Annotated in this window: 17 protein-coding genes, 1 tRNA gene and 1 pseudogene; 15 read left to right on the forward strand and 4 right to left on the reverse strand. The window is 69.3% G+C overall.

The window, feature by feature from the left end; all coding sequences use genetic code 11:
• Positions 1-297: metal-sensitive transcriptional regulator (locus ACSQ2B_RS24645; protein ID WP_436054055.1), on the forward strand; the 297-nt coding region annotated here is incomplete at its 5' end.
• Between the two features lie 18 nt (positions 298-315).
• On the opposite strand, the gene ACSQ2B_RS24650 is transcribed toward ACSQ2B_RS24645, so the two are convergent.
• Complete coding sequence (locus ACSQ2B_RS24650) at positions 316-729, reverse strand: four-helix bundle copper-binding protein (protein ID WP_436054056.1); 414 nt, start codon at positions 727-729, stop codon at positions 316-318.
• A gap of 159 nt (positions 730-888) precedes the next feature.
• On the opposite strand from ACSQ2B_RS24650, the gene ACSQ2B_RS24655 reads away from it, so the two are divergent.
• Positions 889-1,071: a YegP family protein gene (locus ACSQ2B_RS24655; RefSeq protein ID WP_436054057.1), complete on the forward strand. Its 183-nt coding sequence runs from the start codon at positions 889-891 to the stop codon at positions 1,069-1,071.
• Between the two features lie 75 nt (positions 1,072-1,146).
• On the opposite strand, the gene ACSQ2B_RS24660 is transcribed toward ACSQ2B_RS24655, so the two are convergent.
• A tRNA-Ala gene (locus ACSQ2B_RS24660) sits at positions 1,147-1,222 on the reverse strand.
• A gap of 121 nt (positions 1,223-1,343) precedes the next feature.
• Positions 1,344-1,799 carry a TIGR02300 family protein gene (locus ACSQ2B_RS24665; RefSeq protein WP_436054058.1) on the reverse strand — a complete coding sequence of 152 codons (456 nt, stop codon included), beginning with the start codon at positions 1,797-1,799 and terminating at the stop codon, positions 1,344-1,346.
• A 119-nt stretch (positions 1,800-1,918) separates the two neighbouring features.
• Between ACSQ2B_RS24665 and aroA the strand changes: the two genes are divergently transcribed.
• From aroA to ACSQ2B_RS24730, 13 genes and pseudogenes are all read left to right on the forward strand, one after another.
• Complete coding sequence (gene aroA / locus ACSQ2B_RS24670; protein WP_436054059.1) at positions 1,919-3,253, forward strand: 3-phosphoshikimate 1-carboxyvinyltransferase; 1,335 nt, start codon at positions 1,919-1,921, stop codon at positions 3,251-3,253.
• A gap of 157 nt (positions 3,254-3,410) precedes the next feature.
• Positions 3,411-4,061, forward strand: a complete 651-nt coding sequence (gene cmk, locus ACSQ2B_RS24675; RefSeq protein ID WP_436054060.1) for a (d)CMP kinase — start codon at positions 3,411-3,413, stop codon at positions 4,059-4,061.
• A 171-nt stretch (positions 4,062-4,232) separates the two neighbouring features.
• Positions 4,233-5,939 (forward strand): 30S ribosomal protein S1, encoded by a 1,707-nt coding sequence (rpsA, locus tag ACSQ2B_RS24680; RefSeq protein WP_436054061.1) that lies wholly within the window; start codon positions 4,233-4,235, stop codon positions 5,937-5,939.
• 253 nt (positions 5,940-6,192) lie between these two features.
• A complete protein-coding gene (locus ACSQ2B_RS24685) occupies positions 6,193-8,043 on the forward strand; it encodes a DUF3857 domain-containing protein (protein WP_436054062.1) in 1,851 nt (616 codons plus the stop codon).
• Positions 8,044-8,144: 101 nt separating this feature from the next.
• Positions 8,145-8,432: an integration host factor subunit beta gene (locus ACSQ2B_RS24690; RefSeq protein ID WP_436054063.1), complete on the forward strand. Its 288-nt coding sequence runs from the start codon at positions 8,145-8,147 to the stop codon at positions 8,430-8,432.
• A gap of 54 nt (positions 8,433-8,486) precedes the next feature.
• Positions 8,487-8,930 (forward strand): large-conductance mechanosensitive channel protein MscL, encoded by a 444-nt coding sequence (gene mscL, locus ACSQ2B_RS24695; protein WP_436054180.1) that lies wholly within the window; start codon positions 8,487-8,489, stop codon positions 8,928-8,930.
• 52 nt (positions 8,931-8,982) lie between these two features.
• A complete protein-coding gene (locus ACSQ2B_RS24700) occupies positions 8,983-9,624 on the forward strand; it encodes a phosphoribosylanthranilate isomerase (RefSeq protein ID WP_436054064.1) in 642 nt (213 codons plus the stop codon).
• Positions 9,625-9,634: 10 nt separating this feature from the next.
• Positions 9,635-10,855, forward strand: coding sequence for a tryptophan synthase subunit beta (gene trpB, locus ACSQ2B_RS24705; RefSeq protein ID WP_436054065.1), 1,221 nt, complete (start codon positions 9,635-9,637; stop codon positions 10,853-10,855).
• A 14-nt stretch (positions 10,856-10,869) separates the two neighbouring features.
• Positions 10,870-11,703, forward strand: a complete 834-nt coding sequence (trpA, locus tag ACSQ2B_RS24710) for a tryptophan synthase subunit alpha (RefSeq protein ID WP_436054066.1) — start codon at positions 10,870-10,872, stop codon at positions 11,701-11,703.
• Positions 11,704-11,714: 11 nt separating this feature from the next.
• Entirely contained in the window at positions 11,715-12,629 is a 915-nt protein-coding gene (gene accD / locus ACSQ2B_RS24715) for an acetyl-CoA carboxylase, carboxyltransferase subunit beta (protein ID WP_436054067.1), read from the forward strand.
• A gap of 14 nt (positions 12,630-12,643) precedes the next feature.
• Positions 12,644-12,769 (forward strand): annotated as a pseudogene (locus ACSQ2B_RS24720) (hypothetical protein); the annotation flags it as partial.
• Positions 12,770-12,783: 14 nt separating this feature from the next.
• Complete coding sequence (locus ACSQ2B_RS24725) at positions 12,784-14,100, forward strand: bifunctional folylpolyglutamate synthase/dihydrofolate synthase (protein ID WP_436054068.1); 1,317 nt, start codon at positions 12,784-12,786, stop codon at positions 14,098-14,100.
• Between the two features lie 10 nt (positions 14,101-14,110).
• Positions 14,111-14,311 (forward strand): hypothetical protein, encoded by a 201-nt coding sequence (locus ACSQ2B_RS24730; RefSeq protein ID WP_436054069.1) that lies wholly within the window; start codon positions 14,111-14,113, stop codon positions 14,309-14,311.
• Between the two features lie 249 nt (positions 14,312-14,560).
• Here ACSQ2B_RS24730 and trxA read toward each other — a convergent pair whose 3' ends face one another.
• A complete protein-coding gene (gene trxA, locus ACSQ2B_RS24735; RefSeq protein WP_436054070.1) occupies positions 14,561-14,893 on the reverse strand; it encodes a thioredoxin in 333 nt (110 codons plus the stop codon).
• Positions 14,894-14,972 lie beyond the last annotated feature (79 nt).

Genomic DNA, 14,972 nt, shown 5'->3' on the forward strand with positions numbered 1-14,972 from the left:
GCGAGCCCGAATGGAGCCCCCATGGACCATCACGACAAACCGAAGCTGCTCAGCCGCCTCAACCGCGTCGAGGGGCAGGTGCGCGGGATCGCCCGGATGGTCGAGGACGACCGCTACTGCATCGACATCCTCACCCAGCTGCAGGCGGCGCGCGCGGCCCTGGCCCGCGTCGAGGGCGAGATCCTCAAACAGCACCTCGACCATTGCATCGAGGGCGCGATCATCAGCGGCGACAAGGATGCCCAGCGCGAGAAGGCCGCCGAGCTGATCCAGCTTCTTGAGCGCGCTTCGCGCTGAGCGGGCGGGCCGGAGCGCTTACTGCAGCGTCGGGCTCAGCGCCATCGCCGCCTCGCGGCAGGCGGCCTCGCAGCGGCGGCAGGCTTCGCCGCAGACCCGGCAGTGCGCCATGGTCGCGGCGTGACGCTCGCATTCCCGGGCGCAGGTGCGGCAGGCCTCCTCGCAGGTTTCGAGCATGCGCGCGACCAGCGCGACATTCGAGCCGGTGCGGCGCGTCGCCATCGCGCCCATGACCAGGCAGATGTCGGCGCAGTCGACGCAGGTGCGGATGCACTGGGTCATCTGCTGAACCATCGCCTCGCCAAGGCAGGCGTCGGCGCAGGCCGTGCAGGCCTGGGCGCAGTCGTAGCAGTCCTCGATGCAGCGGGTCAGGGCGTCATTCGTCTGGCCGCGCACCTGGGGATGGGTGGCGATCATCTGCTGGGCGTGCATGGCGCGCCTCCTTCGCTTGGGGAACGTAAGCCCAATCGCCGAGCCGCGCGGCGCGTTCCAAGAATCGCGAAGAGTTCAGGGAGGCTCGCCGGAGCTTGACCGCGGGCGTCGGATGGCGAAGCGTCAAGCCCGGGTGGGGGCCATAACGGGAGAAAGCCCATGGCTCACAAGTTCGAAATCACCAAGGACAAGGCCGGCGAGTTTCGCGTGCGGTTCAAATACAACGCCGAGACCATCTTCTCGACCGAGGGCTACGCGTCCAAGGCCTCGGCCCTGAACGCCATCGAGAGCATCAAGAAGAACGGCCCGACAGCGCCGACCGAGGACAATAGCGGCGGCTAAACGGATCAGCTGACCGCGGCGGCCAGACCGGATCCCAGAAAGGCGAAGGCCCGCAGCGTTGACTGCGGGCCTCCATGGTGGAGCTAAGCGGAGTCGAACCGCTGACCTCTTGAATGCCATTCAAGCGCTCTACCAGCTGAGCTATAGCCCCGAGGTCTCGGGTCTCTGGAGCTTGGGGGGCCCCGGAGAGGCGCGGAACCTATTCAAACCGTTCCGCGTGATCAAGCCCGGCGGGAGACATTTTTTTCGACCCCCGCCGGAGCCTGTTTTCGTCAGTCGTCGTCGGCGCCCGGAATGCCGATCTCGCTGTCGTCGAAGTCGTCGTCCTCGTCCTCAACCAGGAACGGAACATCGTCGGCTTCCTCGACTTCTTCGTCGTCGGTGAATTCGCCAAGGTCGTCGGCCGGAGTCGCGACGCCAGGCTCGGCGGCGTCTTCGTCGTCATCGACGACCAGCGGGTCGTCGACGACCTCGTCCAGCGCCTTGGTGACGACCTCTTCTTCTTCTTCGACCTCGGCGTCGTCGGCCAGGACCTGATTCGGACGCTCATCGTCCGCCTCGGTGTCGGGCACGATGGCGCGAGCCCGGACGCGGCGGTTGCGGACCGCTTCGTCGGGATCGAATTCAGCGGCGCACTTTGGACAGTGGGCCGGGCGCTTGTTCAGGTCGTAGAACTTCGCTTGGCATTGCGGGCAAATTTGCTTGTTGCCCAGTTCAGGATTGGCCAAAGGCGGCGACCTCTAAACGGCGGTGTTTCTCGAAGCGCGCTCACTTGCCACGCAGGAACACCGCTGTCAAAGCAATCCCCCTCTTCCTATCAAACGCCTGCGGAGGCTTGGTTTTGACAATGACGGCGGCCGCTCTGACCGCCAGGCGCGCGGGCCCCCTAAAGGGCCGCGTGCGGGCTCCCGGCGACAAGTCGATTTCCCATCGGGCGCTGATTCTCGGCGCGCTCGCCTCGGGCGTGACCGAGATCGAGGGGCTGCTGGAAGGCGACGATGTCAAGCGGACGGCGGCCGCGATGGCCAGCTTCGGCGCCGGCGTCGAGCGCCTCGGCGACGGCTGCTGGCGCGTCGAGGGCCGCGGCGGCTTCGCCGAGCCTTCGGACGTGGTCGACTGCGGCAACGCCGGCACCGGCGTGCGGCTGATCATGGGCGCGGCGGCCGGCTTCGACCTGGCGGCGACCTTCACCGGCGACGCCTCGCTGCGCGGGCGGCCGATGAACCGGGTGCTGAAGCCGCTGGGCGAGATGGGGGCGACCTGGATCGCCCGCGGCGGCGGGCGCCTGCCGCTGACGCTGAAGGGCGGCGCCCTCAAGCGCATCGCCTACCGGCTGCCCGAGCCCTCGGCCCAGGTGAAGTCGGCGGTGCTGTTGGCCGGCCTGCAGGCGAACGGCGGCGCCGAGGTGATCGAGCCGGAAGCCACGCGCGACCACACCGAGCGCATGCTGCGGGCCTTCGGGGTCGAGGTCGACGTGACCGAAGAGGGCGGCGGGCGGCGGATCGTGCTGGCCGGCGGCCAGAAGCTGACCGGGACGCGCGTCCGGGTGCCGGGCGACCCCTCCTCGGCGGCCTTTCCGCTGGTCGCGGCCCTGATCACCCCCGGCTCGGAGGTGACGGTCGAAGGCGTGCTGCTCAACGCCCTGCGGATCGGCCTGCTCGACACCCTGGGCGAGATGGGCGCGGACCTCTCGGTGACCAATCTGCGCGACGAGGGCGGCGAGACCGTCGCCGACGTCACCGCCCGCTATTCCGAGCTGGAAGGCGTCGAGGTCCCGCCGGAGCGCGCGCCCTCGATGATCGACGAATATCCGATCCTGGCCGTGGCGGCCGCCTTCGCCAGGGGCCGCACGACGATGCGCGGCATCGGCGAGATGCGGGTCAAGGAAAGCGACCGCATCGCCCTGATGGCCGCCGGCCTCACCGCCTGCGGCGTCGAGGTCGAGGAAGGCCCGGAGCATATGACGGTCGTCGGCGCGAAAGGCGCCGACCATCCTGTCGCCGGCGGCGCGCGGATCACGACCCACGGCGACCATCGGATCGCCATGTCGCACCTGATCCTCGGCCAGGCCGCCGAGCGGCCGGTCTCGGTGGACGAGCCCGGCATGATCGCCACCAGCTTCCCGGGCTTCGTCCAGCTTATCCAGGGCCTCGGCGGCGAGATCGCCGAAGAGGCGGCGTGATGGCGGCTGGCGCCGAACGCCCCCTCCGGCGCTTCGCGCCACCTCCCCCGCTGCGCGGTGGAGGATCTGGGCCGAAGATGCTCCACCGCTTGCGGGGGAGCTCCCGCGAAGCGGGTGAGGGGGCGTTCGGGCGGCGCCGCGCAACCGAGATCGGGCGGTGACGTCCTCCTTCGTCATCGCCGTCGACGGCCCTGCCGCCTCGGGCAAGGGGACGATCGCCACCCGTTTGGGCGCGATCTACGGCCTGCCGGTGCTGGACACCGGCCTGCTCTACCGGGCCGTGGGCGTGCTGTCGCTGCGCGCCGGCCGCGACCTGGACGATGCGGCGGCGACGGCGAAGACGGCCGCCGGCCTCTCCGCGGACCTGCTCGAAGATCCGGCCTTCCGCACCCGCGCGGCGGGCGAGGCGGCCAGCCGGGTGGCGGTCCATCCCGAGGTCCGCGCCGCCCTGCTGGCCTTCCAGCGCGACTTCGCCGGCCAGGCCGGCGGCGCCATTCTCGACGGACGCGACATCGGCACGGTGATCGCGCCGGACGCCCCGGCCAAGCTCTACGTCACCGCCTCGCCGGAGGTGCGCGCCGAGCGCCGCTGGAAGCAGCTGACCGCCCAGGGCGAGGGCGTCTCCATCGAGGAGGTGCTGGCGGATATCCGCATCCGCGACGCCCGCGACAGCGGCCGCGACGCAGCCCCCCTGAAGCCCGCGCCGGACGCCGTCTTGCTGGACACCTCGGAAATGACTATAGACCACGCCACCGATGCGGCCCGCCGTATCGTCGAGGCGGCGCGAGCCCGCTGGACGGCTTCTTAAGAGGCCAACCTTCGAGCAATCCAACCGCGCCTTTTTCTCGGACAGCCGCGGGCAGATTCACAGATGTGCGGGACCTCCCGCCTTCTTCGGTTCAACCTCCAACCGACGCGACGACTCTGCGCTGCCGCAATCGCGGACGCGGGCCTCCGTCATTCGAAGACGAAAGAGAACATGGCTGACGATATGAGCCTGAACCCGACGCGGGACGATTTCTCCGCGCTCCTCGACGAGTCCCTGGGCGGCCGCGACTTCATGGAAGGTCAAGTGGTCCAAGGGAAGGTCGTCGCGATCGAAAAAGACTTCGCGATCATCGACGTCGGTCTGAAGACCGAAGGCCGCGTTCCGCTGAAGGAATTCGCCGGCGAAGACGGCAAGGTCACGCTGAAGGTCAGCGACACGGTCGAGGTCTTCCTCGAGCGCGTCGAAAACGCCATGGGCGAAGCGGTCATCAGCCGCGACAAGGCCCGCCGCGAAGAAGCCTGGACCCGCCTGGAAGCGGTCTACGAGCGCAACGAGCCGGTGATGGGCGCCATCGTCGGCCGCGTGAAGGGCGGCTTCACCGTCGACCTCGGCGGCGCCTCGGCCTTCCTGCCGGGCAGCCAAGTCGACATCCGTCCGGTGCGCGACGTCGGTCCGCTGATGGGCCGCGAGCAGCCGTTCGCGATCCTCAAGATGGACCGTCCGCGCGGCAACATCGTCGTCTCCCGCCGGGCCATCCTGGAAGAAGCCCGCGCCGAACAGCGCACCGAGCTGGTCAGCCAGCTGGTCGAGGGTGAAGTCCGCGAAGGCGTGGTCAAGAACATCACCGACTACGGCGCGTTCGTGGACCTCGGCGGCATCGACGGCCTGCTGCACGTCACCGACATGAGCTGGAAGCGCGTCAACCACCCGAGCCAGGTTCTGGCGGTGGGCGACACCGTCAAGGTGCAGATCGTCAAGATCAACCCGGACACCCAGCGCATCAGCCTCGGCATGAAGCAGCTGCAGTCGGACCCCTGGGACGGCGTGGAAGCCAAGTACCCGGTCGGCGCCAAGTTCACCGGTCGCATCACCAACATCACCGACTACGGCGCCTTCGTGGAGCTGGAGGCGGGCGTGGAAGGCTTGGTCCACGTTTCAGAGATGTCCTGGACCAAGAAGAACGTCCACCCGGGCAAGATCGTCTCCACCAGCCAGGAAGTGGAAGTGGTCGTCCTGGACGTCGATCCGTCCAAGCGCCGCGTCTCGCTCGGCCTGAAGCAGGCGATGCAGAACCCGTGGGAGTCCTTCCTGGAAGTCCACCCGATCGGCTCGACCGTCGAAGGCGAAGTCAAGAACGCCACCGAGTTCGGCCTGTTCATCGGCCTCGACAACGACATCGACGGCATGGTGCACCTGTCCGACCTCGACTGGTCGGCGCCGGGTGAAGAAGCCATCGCGCGCTACGCCAAGGGCGAGATGGTCAAGGCCCGCGTGCTCGACGTCGACGTCGAGAAGGAACGCATCTCGCTGGGCATCAAGCAGCTGTCGGGCGACCCGATGGCCGGTGATGTCTACCGCAAGGGTCAGACCGTCACCTGCACCGTCACCGAGGTCACCTCGGGCGGCATCGAGGTGAAGTTCGGCGACGACGAAGCGCCGATGTCGGCCTTCATCCGCAAGTCGGACCTGAGCCGCGACCGCGCCGACCAGCGCCCCGAGCGATTCGCCGTCGGCGATCGTCTGGACGCCCAGATCACCAACCTGGACAAGGCCGCGCGCCGCGTCTCGCTGTCGGTGAAGGCGCTCGAGATGGCCGAAGAGAAGGAAGCCATCGAACAGTTCGGCTCCTCCGACTCCGGCGCCTCGCTCGGCGACATCCTGGGCGCGGCCCTGCGCGAGAAAGCGAAGAACGACTAGGGACCACCTTCGACGCCGGCCGGCTTGTCACAAGCCTGTCGGCGCAAGGCCCAGACCATGGCGACGGCGGATCGGGAAACCGATCCGCCGTTTTCATTTGGCGCAACTTCACTATCCTGGGTGGCGCAATTTGTGCTGAGCGCGGGGGCGTGGTGGGTTTTCGTTTTGGCTGGGCGGCCGCCGTCGTCCTGACCCTCGTCGCGCGCGCCGCTCGGCCGATCCGCGGCCGGCCTATGTCGCCCCGGCGCCCTGGGTGCAGGTCGCACCCATCCCCGAGGCGCCGCGCCAGAACGACATAGCCGTTCAGACCCTGCTGGACGACAATCAGAGCTGGCTCGGACCCGACGGCGACGTCGCCTACAACCGGCGTGTCCAGAAGATCATCAAGCCTGAAGGGCTCGACGGCTTCACCACTTTCAGCGTCAGCTGGGATCCGCAGACGGAGGAGATGGCGATCCATCACCTGCGGATCATCCGCGACGGCAAGACGATCGACCTGCTCCAGCATGGCAAGAAGATGCTCGTGCTGCGCCGGGAGCAGGACCTCGAGAGCTCGATCCTCGACGGCCGGATGACGGCGTCGCAGCAGCTGGACGGCCTGCAGGTGGGCGACATCGTCGACAGCTCCTGGACGGAAACGCGCCGCGATCCGATCGCCCGCGGCCATTCCTACGACATGGAGGGGCTCGGCTTCGCCGGGCGGGCGGCGCGCTATCGGGTCCGGCTCTCCTGGCCTGACGGAGCGCCGGTGGTCTCGCAAGCGTCGCCGGGCTTCGGCGCCACGGCTATCTCGCATCACGACGGCCGGACCTGGCTTGAGGTCGACATGACCGATGTGGCCATGCCCCATCCGCCGGTCGGCGCGCCGCCGCGTTTCCAGCGCGTCGGCGTGCTGGAGACCTCCGGCTGGTCGAGCTCGGCCGACATCTCGCGCGCGATGTGGCCCCACTACGCCAAGGCCGTCAGCCTGAAGCCGGGTTCGCCGCTCAAGGTCGAGGCCGCCGCGATCGCCGCCGGCCATCCCGACGAGGCCGGCCGCGCGGGCGCCGCTCTGGCGCTAGTGGAGGACAAGACCCGCTACTTCCTGCTCGCTATCGGCCAGGGCGGCTATGTGCCGGCGTCCGCGGACGACACCTGGCGGCGCAAATTCGGCGACTGCAAGGGCAAGAGCGTCCTGCTGCTGGCCCTGCTCAATGAACTCGGGATCAGCGCCGAGCCGGTGCTAGTCAACACCCGTTACGGCGACGGCCTCGACGAGCGGCTGCCCTCTCTGGGCGCCTTCGACCACGTGATCATCAAGGCGACGATCGGCGGACGGACCTATTGGCTGGACGCCACGCGCAGCGGGGACCGGTCGGGCCTCGACCACCTGAAGCCGCCGCCCTATCGCTGGGCGCTGCCCCTGCGCGCCGAAGGCGCGTCGCTGCTGGCGATCCCGGATGTAACGCTGGACGCGCCGCAGATGGAGATGACCTTCAGCGTCGATGCGAGGCGCGGGCTCGACGCGCCGGCCCCCGCCAAGATCTCCATCCGCGTGACCGGCGACGCGGCGACCGCGATGCGGGCGACCTTCACCAACACCCCAAAGGCCGAGATGGAGCGGGGCTTCAAGCAGCAGATGTCGGCGAGCATGACCTGGTTTCACCCGGAGGCCGTCAGCTGGAAGGACGACGCGGCGCACGACGCCGCGGCCGTGGAGGTCAGCGGCATGGCGGACCTGAACTGGCGGCTGAACCCGGACGCCCAGGCGCGGGAGTTCAAGGTCTCCTCCACCTCCGGGATGAGGGGAGGCTATCCCAAGCGCGAGCCCGGACCGAACCAGGACGCGCCGTTCGCCATGCCCTTTCCGCTTTACGCGCGCTACGAGACGCGTATCCGGCTGCCTGACGGTGGCAAGGGCTTCACCATTCGCGGCCCGAACGGCGACGGGCGACTGCCCGGCTACCGGCTGAACCGCAATTCCCAGCTGGAAGGGGACACGGCGGTCTTCTCCGCCGAGATGCAGAGCCTCGCCCGCGAGATTTCGGCGAGCGACGCGGCCGAGGCCAACAAGGCGCTCAGGCGGCTGGCCGATGATGAAAGCTTCGTCCGGGCCCCGCGCTGACGTTCCGCACCGGCATGCAAGCGAGGTAGCGCGGCTTTTGAATCTTGAATCGCAAGGCCAAGTCGCCCATGGTCGCGCCGCTTGAGCGACCGAAGGCCCGAATGATCAAGTCCGAACTGATCGCGAAACTCGCGGAAGAGAATCCGCACCTGACGCAGCGCGACATCGAGCGCGTCGTGGGCGTGATCCTGGAGCGGATGATCGAGGCGCTCGAAGAGGGCGGCCGGGTCGAACTGCGTGGCTTCGGCGCGCTGTCTGTCCGTTCGCGCGACGCCCGCGCTGGCCGCAACCCGCGGACCGGAGAGCCGGTGGACGTGCGCGCCAAGCACGTGCCCTTCTTCAAGAGCGGCAAGGAGCTGCGCGAGCGGCTCAACGCCACGGACGAATAAGGGCGCCAGGACGTGGTCAACGTCCCGCGTGAGGTCGCGCGTCTCGAACGGCGCGTGCCGATCCTTGGCGAGTTCCGCGAGTTCATCGCCCGCGGCAACGTCATCGACCTGGCCGTCGGCGTGATCATCGGCGCGGCCTTCAACGACATCGTCAAGACCCTGGTCGACCAGATCGTCATGCCGCCGGTGGGCCTGCTGCTCTCCGGGATCGATTTCTCCCACCTGGAATGGGTGCTGAAGGCCGACAATCCCGCGACCAAGGCCAACGAGCTGGTGGCGATCCAGTACGGGATGTTCCTGAACACCCTGATCCGCTTCCTGATCGTCGCCTGGGTGGTCTTCCTGATGGTCAAGGCGGTGAACGTCATCCGCCGCCGCGACGCCGAGCGTCCGGCGGGGGAAAAGTCGGCTCCGCCGCCGCAGGAAGCCCTGCTGACCGAGATCCGCGACCTCCTGAAAGCCCAGGCCGGCCGCGACGAGGGGCCGACGCGGCACTAGCTGTTCCTTCGGGGGCTTGCCCCGCGCCCCTCCAACCCCCTAATCGGCCCTCATGACGCTCAAGGCGAAGATCTGCGGGATTTCGACCCCTGAGGCGGCGCGTGCGGCGCTGGACGGCAAGGCCGGCTGGCTGGGCTTCGTCTTCTTCCCGAAGAGCCCGCGCAACCTCAGCCTGGAGGCCGCCGTCCGGCTGGCCGAGCCGGTGCGCCAGCGGGCGAAGGTCGTCGCCCTGATGGTCGATCCCTCCGACGTCCAGGTCGAGGAGGTCGCCCGCATCCTCGAGCCCGACCTGATCCAGCTGCATGGCGCAGAGACCCCGGCGCGCGCGCGCGACATCGGCGTCCGCGCCGGCTGCGGGATCATCAAGGCCCTGCCGGTGGCGGAGGCCGCCGACCTCGATGCGGCCAGGGCCTATGAGAGCGTGGTCGAGCACCTGATGTTCGACGCCAAGCCGCCGAAGGATGCGGCCCTGCCCGGCGGCGCAGGCCGCGCCTTCGACTGGAGCCTGATGGACGGCCGGCGCTTCCAGAAGCCGTGGTTCCTGGCCGGCGGCCTCGATCCGTGGAACGTGGCCGAGGCGGCGAGCGTCTCCGGCGCCCCGCTGGTGGACGTTTCCTCTGGCGTGGAGCGCGGTCCGGGCTTAAAGGACCCGGCCTTGATCACGGCGTTCCTGGACGCCGTCCGTCGCGCCTGAGAGCTGTGCCGTGAACGCGCCCGCCAGACCCAACGACTACTCGGCCTATCCCGACGCCCAAGGGCGGTTCGGCGAGCATGGCGGGCGCTATGTGCCGGAAACCCTGATGCCCCTGGTCCACGACCTGGACGCCGCCTATCGCGCGGCCAAGGCGGACCCGAGCTTTCAGGCGGAGCTGGACGGCTTCCTCAAACACTATGTCGGCCGCGAGAGCCCGCTCTATTTCGCCGAGCGGCTGACCGCCCACTTTGGCGGGGCGAAGATCTATCTGAAGCGCGAGGACCTGAACCACACGGGCGCGCACAAGATCAACAACTGCATGGGCCAGATCCTGCTGGCCCGGCGGATGGGCAAGACCCGGATCATCGCCGAGACCGGCGCCGGCCAGCACGGCGTGGCCACCGCCACCGTCTGCGCCCGCTTCGACCTGCCCTGCGTGGTCTACATGGGCGCGGTGGACGTCGAGCGGCAAAAGCCCAACGTCTTCCGCATGAACCTGCTGGGCGCGGAAGTCCGGCCGGTGACCTCGGGCGCGTCGACGCTGAAGGACGCCATGAACGAGGCGCTCCGGGACTGGGTCACCAATGTCCACGACACCTATTATCTGATCGGCACCGCCGCCGGTCCCGCCCCCTATCCGGAAATGGTCCGCGACTTCCAGTCGGTGATCGGCGCGGAAGCCCGCCGCCAGATCCTCGAGCGGGAGGGCCGGCTTCCCGACGCCATCGTCGCCTGCGTCGGCGGCGGCTCCAACGCCACGGGCCTGTTCCACCCCTTCCTCAACGACGAGGGCGTGAAGATCTTCGGCGTCGAGGCCGCGGGCCACGGCATGGACACCGACAAGCACGCCGCGGCGATCAACGGCGGCCGTCCGGGCGTGCTGCACGGCAACCGCACCTATCTGCTGCAGGACGCCGAGGGCCAGATCACCGAGGCCCACTCGATTTCCGCCGGCCTCGACTATCCGGGCATCGGTCCCGAACTGTCCTGGCTGCACGACATCGGCCGCGCCCGGTTCCTGACCGCCACCGACCAGGAGGCGTTGGCCGCCTTCCAGCTCTGCGCCGAGCTCGAAGGCATCATCCCGGCCCTGGAATCCGCCCACGCCATCGCCCGCCTGGGCGAGGTGGTGAAGGACGTCGGCAAGGACGGGATCGTCGTGCTGAACCTCTCCGGCCGGGGCGACAAGGACGTGGCGACCGTCGCCCAGGCCCTTGGCCGCGAGATCTGAGGGGACCTGAAGGCTTGACCACCGCCCGTATCGACGCGCGCTTCGCCGACCTGAAGACGGAAGGGCGCGCCGCCTTCGTCGCCTACATCATGGGCGGCGATCCGGATCTCGCCGCCTCGCTGAAGATCCTCAAGGGCCTGCCTGCGGCGGGCGCCGACATCATCGAGCTCGGCTTTCCCTTCTCCGACCCGATCGGCGAAGGCCCGACCATCCAGCGCGCCGCCCAGCGTTCGCTCGCCGCCGGCGTGAAGCTCGACGACGTGCTGGGCCTCGCCCGCGCCTTCCGCCAGGACGACCAGACCACGCCGCTGATCCTGATGGGCTATCTCAACGTGGTGGTGAACCGCGGCGAGGCGGCTTTCGCCCGCGACATCGCCGAGGCCGGGATCGACGGCGTCATCGTCGTCGACTGCCCGCCGGAGGAATCCGGCCCGCTGGCCGACGCCCTGGACGCGGTGCAGATTTCGCTGCTGCACCTCTTCACCCCGACCAGCGACGACGTCCGGATCAAGACGATCGCCGAGCGCACCACCGGCTTCGCCTACTATGTCTCCGTCGCCGGGGTGACCGGGGTGAAGGAGGCCGACGAACAGGTTGTGGCGCCCGCCGTGGCCCGCGTGCGCCAGGCCTCGGGCCTGCCCGTCTGCGTCGGCTTCGGCATCAAGACGCCCGAACGGGCCGCGGCGATCGCCCGCGTCGCCGACGGCGTGGTGGTGGGGTCGGCCCTGGTTGAGGAGATCGCCGACGGCGCCGGCCGCAACGAAGACGTGACCGGCCGCGTGCTTTCCAAAGTCGAGGCCCTGGCCAAGGCTGTCCGCGGCGCGCGGCTCGCCCAGCCCGCCGTCTAGAAAGTTCGCGTATGGCTGATTCCAAGACCGACAAGCCCGCCCGCCCCGCGCCGCCGCGTGAGCGCAAAGGCTGGCTGACGCGGCTGCGTCCCGGCGTGCGCAGCGACATCAAGAAGGGCGACACGCCCGAGAACCTCTGGGTCAAGGATCCGGAGAGCGGCGAGATGCTCTACCGCCCCGACCTGGAGGCGGCGCAGTGGGTCACCCCGTCCGGCCACCACATGCGCATCGGCGCGGCGGCGCGCCTGAGCTTCACCTTCGACGACGGCGAGTTCGAACGGATCGCCTCGCCGAAGGTGGTCGAGGACCCGCTGAACTTCCCCGACGAGCGTCCCTACAAGGAACGCCTCGCTGCGGCGCGCAAGTCGACCGGCGAGCAGGACTCCATGGCGGTCGGCGTCGGCAAGGTCGGCGGCCAGCCCGCAGTGGTCATCGTCCAGGACTTCTCCTTCATGGGTGGCTCGCTGGGGATGGGCGCGGGCGAGACCTTCGTCAAAGCCGCCCAGGAAGCCGTGGCCCGCGAGGTTCCCCTGGTCATCTTCACCGCCTCGGGCGGCGCGCGGATGCAGGAAGGCACCCTCTCGCTGATGCAGATGGCGCGCACTACCCTGGCGGTGAACGAGGTCAAGGCCGCCGGCCTGCCCTACGTCGTGGTGCTGACCGACCCGACCACCGGCGGCGTGCTGGCCTCCTACGCCATGCTGGGCGACATCCACCTGGCCGAGCCCAAGGCGACCATCGGCTTCTCCGGTCGCCGGGTGATCGAGCAGACCATCCGCGAGATCCTGCCGCCGGCCTTCCAGAAGTCCGAGTTCCTGGTCGAGCACGGCATGATCGACCGCGTCGTCGCCCGCCCGGACATCCCCGCGGTGCTCGGCAATATCCTCGAGACCCTGATGATGGGGCGCGCGCGCCGCGCGGCGTGAGCAAACATCCCCGTCATCCCGGCCGGAGCATAGCGGAGAGCCGGGACCCGGGGGCCACCGCACTGCAGAACCCCCTGGGTCCCGGATCGACCTTGCAGGTCGTCCGGGATGACGGGAAGGGTGTGAAGAGCCGAGCTTAGAAAGGGAGGCTGCGATGTATGATCCCATCCGCGCTTCCGACCTGGCGATCCAGCGGCTGCGCGCCAACCATCCGAGCCTGATCGACCTGACCACCGGCCGTGTGCAGCGGCTGCTGGCGGCCTTGGGACACCCGGAGCGGCGGCTGCCGCCGGTGATCCACGTGGCCGGCACCAACGGCAAGGGCTCGACGCTCGCCTATCTGCGGGCCATCGCCGAGGCGGCGGGGCTGAAGGTCCATGTGCTGACCTCGCCGCACCTGGTGCGCTTCGCCGAACGGATCCGGATCGCGGGCGAGCTGATCTCCGACGCGCGCCTGACCGAGCTGATCGGCGTGCTGGAGACCGCCAACGCCGGCGAGCCGATCAGTTTCTTCGAGATCACCACCGTGCTGGCCTTCGAGGCCTTCGCCCGCACGCCCGCCGACCTCTGCCTGATCGAGGTGGGCCTGGGCGGCCGGTTCGACGCCACCAACGTCTTCGACGCCCCGGCGGTCAGCGTCATCACCCCGGTCGACTACGACCACCTGGAGCTGCTGGGGCCGGATCTCTCGAAGATCGCCTGGGAAAAGGCCGGGATCATCAAGCGCGGACGGCCGGTGGTGGTCGCCCGCCAGCCGGACGAGGCGCTGGAGGCGATCGAGCGCGAGGCCGACGCGCTCGCCGCCCCGATGCTGCTGATGGGCCGCGACTTCGACGCCTGGGAGGAGCGCGGCCGCCTCCTGGTGCAGATGCCCGAGCGGCTGCTCGACCTGCCGCCGCCGGCCCTGTTCGGCGGCCACCAGTTCGCCAACGCCGGCCTGGCGGTCGCCGCCGCGCTCACCTTCGACACCACCCTGGGCGAGGAGCCGGTCGGCCGCGGCGTGGCGTCGGCCGCCTGGCCGGCCCGCTTCCAGCGGCTGACCAGGGGTCCGTTGGCCGAGATGGCGCGGGCGCGCGGGTCCGACCTGTGGCTCGACGGCGGCCACAATCCGCACGCCGGCCGGGCCCTGGCCGAATCCGCCTCGCGCCTGGTCGACCGCGATCCGCGGCCCCTGGTGCTGGTGGTCGGCATGTTCGCGCGCAAGGACGCCAAGGGCTTCTTCCTGCCCTTCGCCGAGATGCGGCCTCGGGTCCTGGTCACCACCTTCGACTCGCCCAACGCCGCCTCCGCCGAGGAGCTGGCCGGGGCCGCCGCCGCGGCCGGCCTTTCGCCCGAGATCCAGCCGGACGTCACCGCCGCCGTGCAGGCGGCCCTGGCGGTGGACGGGCCCGCGCCCCACGTCCTGGTCTGCGGCGGCCTGCACTTCGCCGGCGAGGTGCTGGCGATGAGCCCTGAAACCTGGCCCCAATGAGGCGGAAAACGTGAAGCGGAAGATCGTCCTGCCCTGGCGCTACCTGGTCATGCTGGTGGTCGGCCTGGCGGTGCTCTGGGCCCTGATGGCCGTCTTCGGCCGAACCGACGTGGTGCTGATCGGCTGGCTGATCGGCTGGCTGTTTGTCAGCCGCGGCGTGGACTTCCTGATGCGGCGGAGGCGGCCCATGCGGTTCGACAAAGAGGACTGAGGCGAACCCGTAACCCCAACTGTCATCCCGGTTTTCGCGCAGCGAAAGACCGGGACCCATGCACACTGATCCCGAAGAAGAAGGCGGCAGTGTCGACGCGATTGCTGCCCGCGCCGTGTTCATGGGTCCCGGATAAGCGCTGCGCGCTTTCCGGGATGACACACGGGGGGGCGCGCGCTTCGCGGCCAAAAAAGAAAAGCGCCCGCCGCGGGGGCGAGCGCTTCTCGGGTCTTCAGCTCGGGGGCTGGCTTACGCCGCGGCGACGCCGGCTTCGCTCAGCCATTCGAGGATCTTCTGCTTGGGCATGGCGCCGACCTTCATCGAGGCCATCTGGCCGCCCTTGAACAGCATCATGGTCGGGATGCCGCGCACGCCGTAGCGCGAGGGGGTGGTCGGGCTTTCCTCGATGTTCAGCTTGGCGATGGTCACCAGGCCGGACAGCTCGTCGGAGATCTGCTCCAGGGCGGGGGCGATCTGCTTGCACGGACCGCACCATTCCGCCCAGAAGTCGACCAGCACGGGGGCCTCGGCTTGCAGGACGTCCTTGTCGAAGGATTCGTCGGTGACCTTCACGGTGCTCATCTAAGGCTCCTTACCTCGGCGCTCGAAAGGGCGCCTGGAATCTATCGTCAGTCGCCGATGTAGGCGGGCCGCGTCCCGG

The sequence above is a fragment of the Phenylobacterium sp. LjRoot225 genome (assembly GCF_964252855.1).
GTDB lineage: Bacteria > Pseudomonadota > Alphaproteobacteria > Caulobacterales > Caulobacteraceae > Phenylobacterium.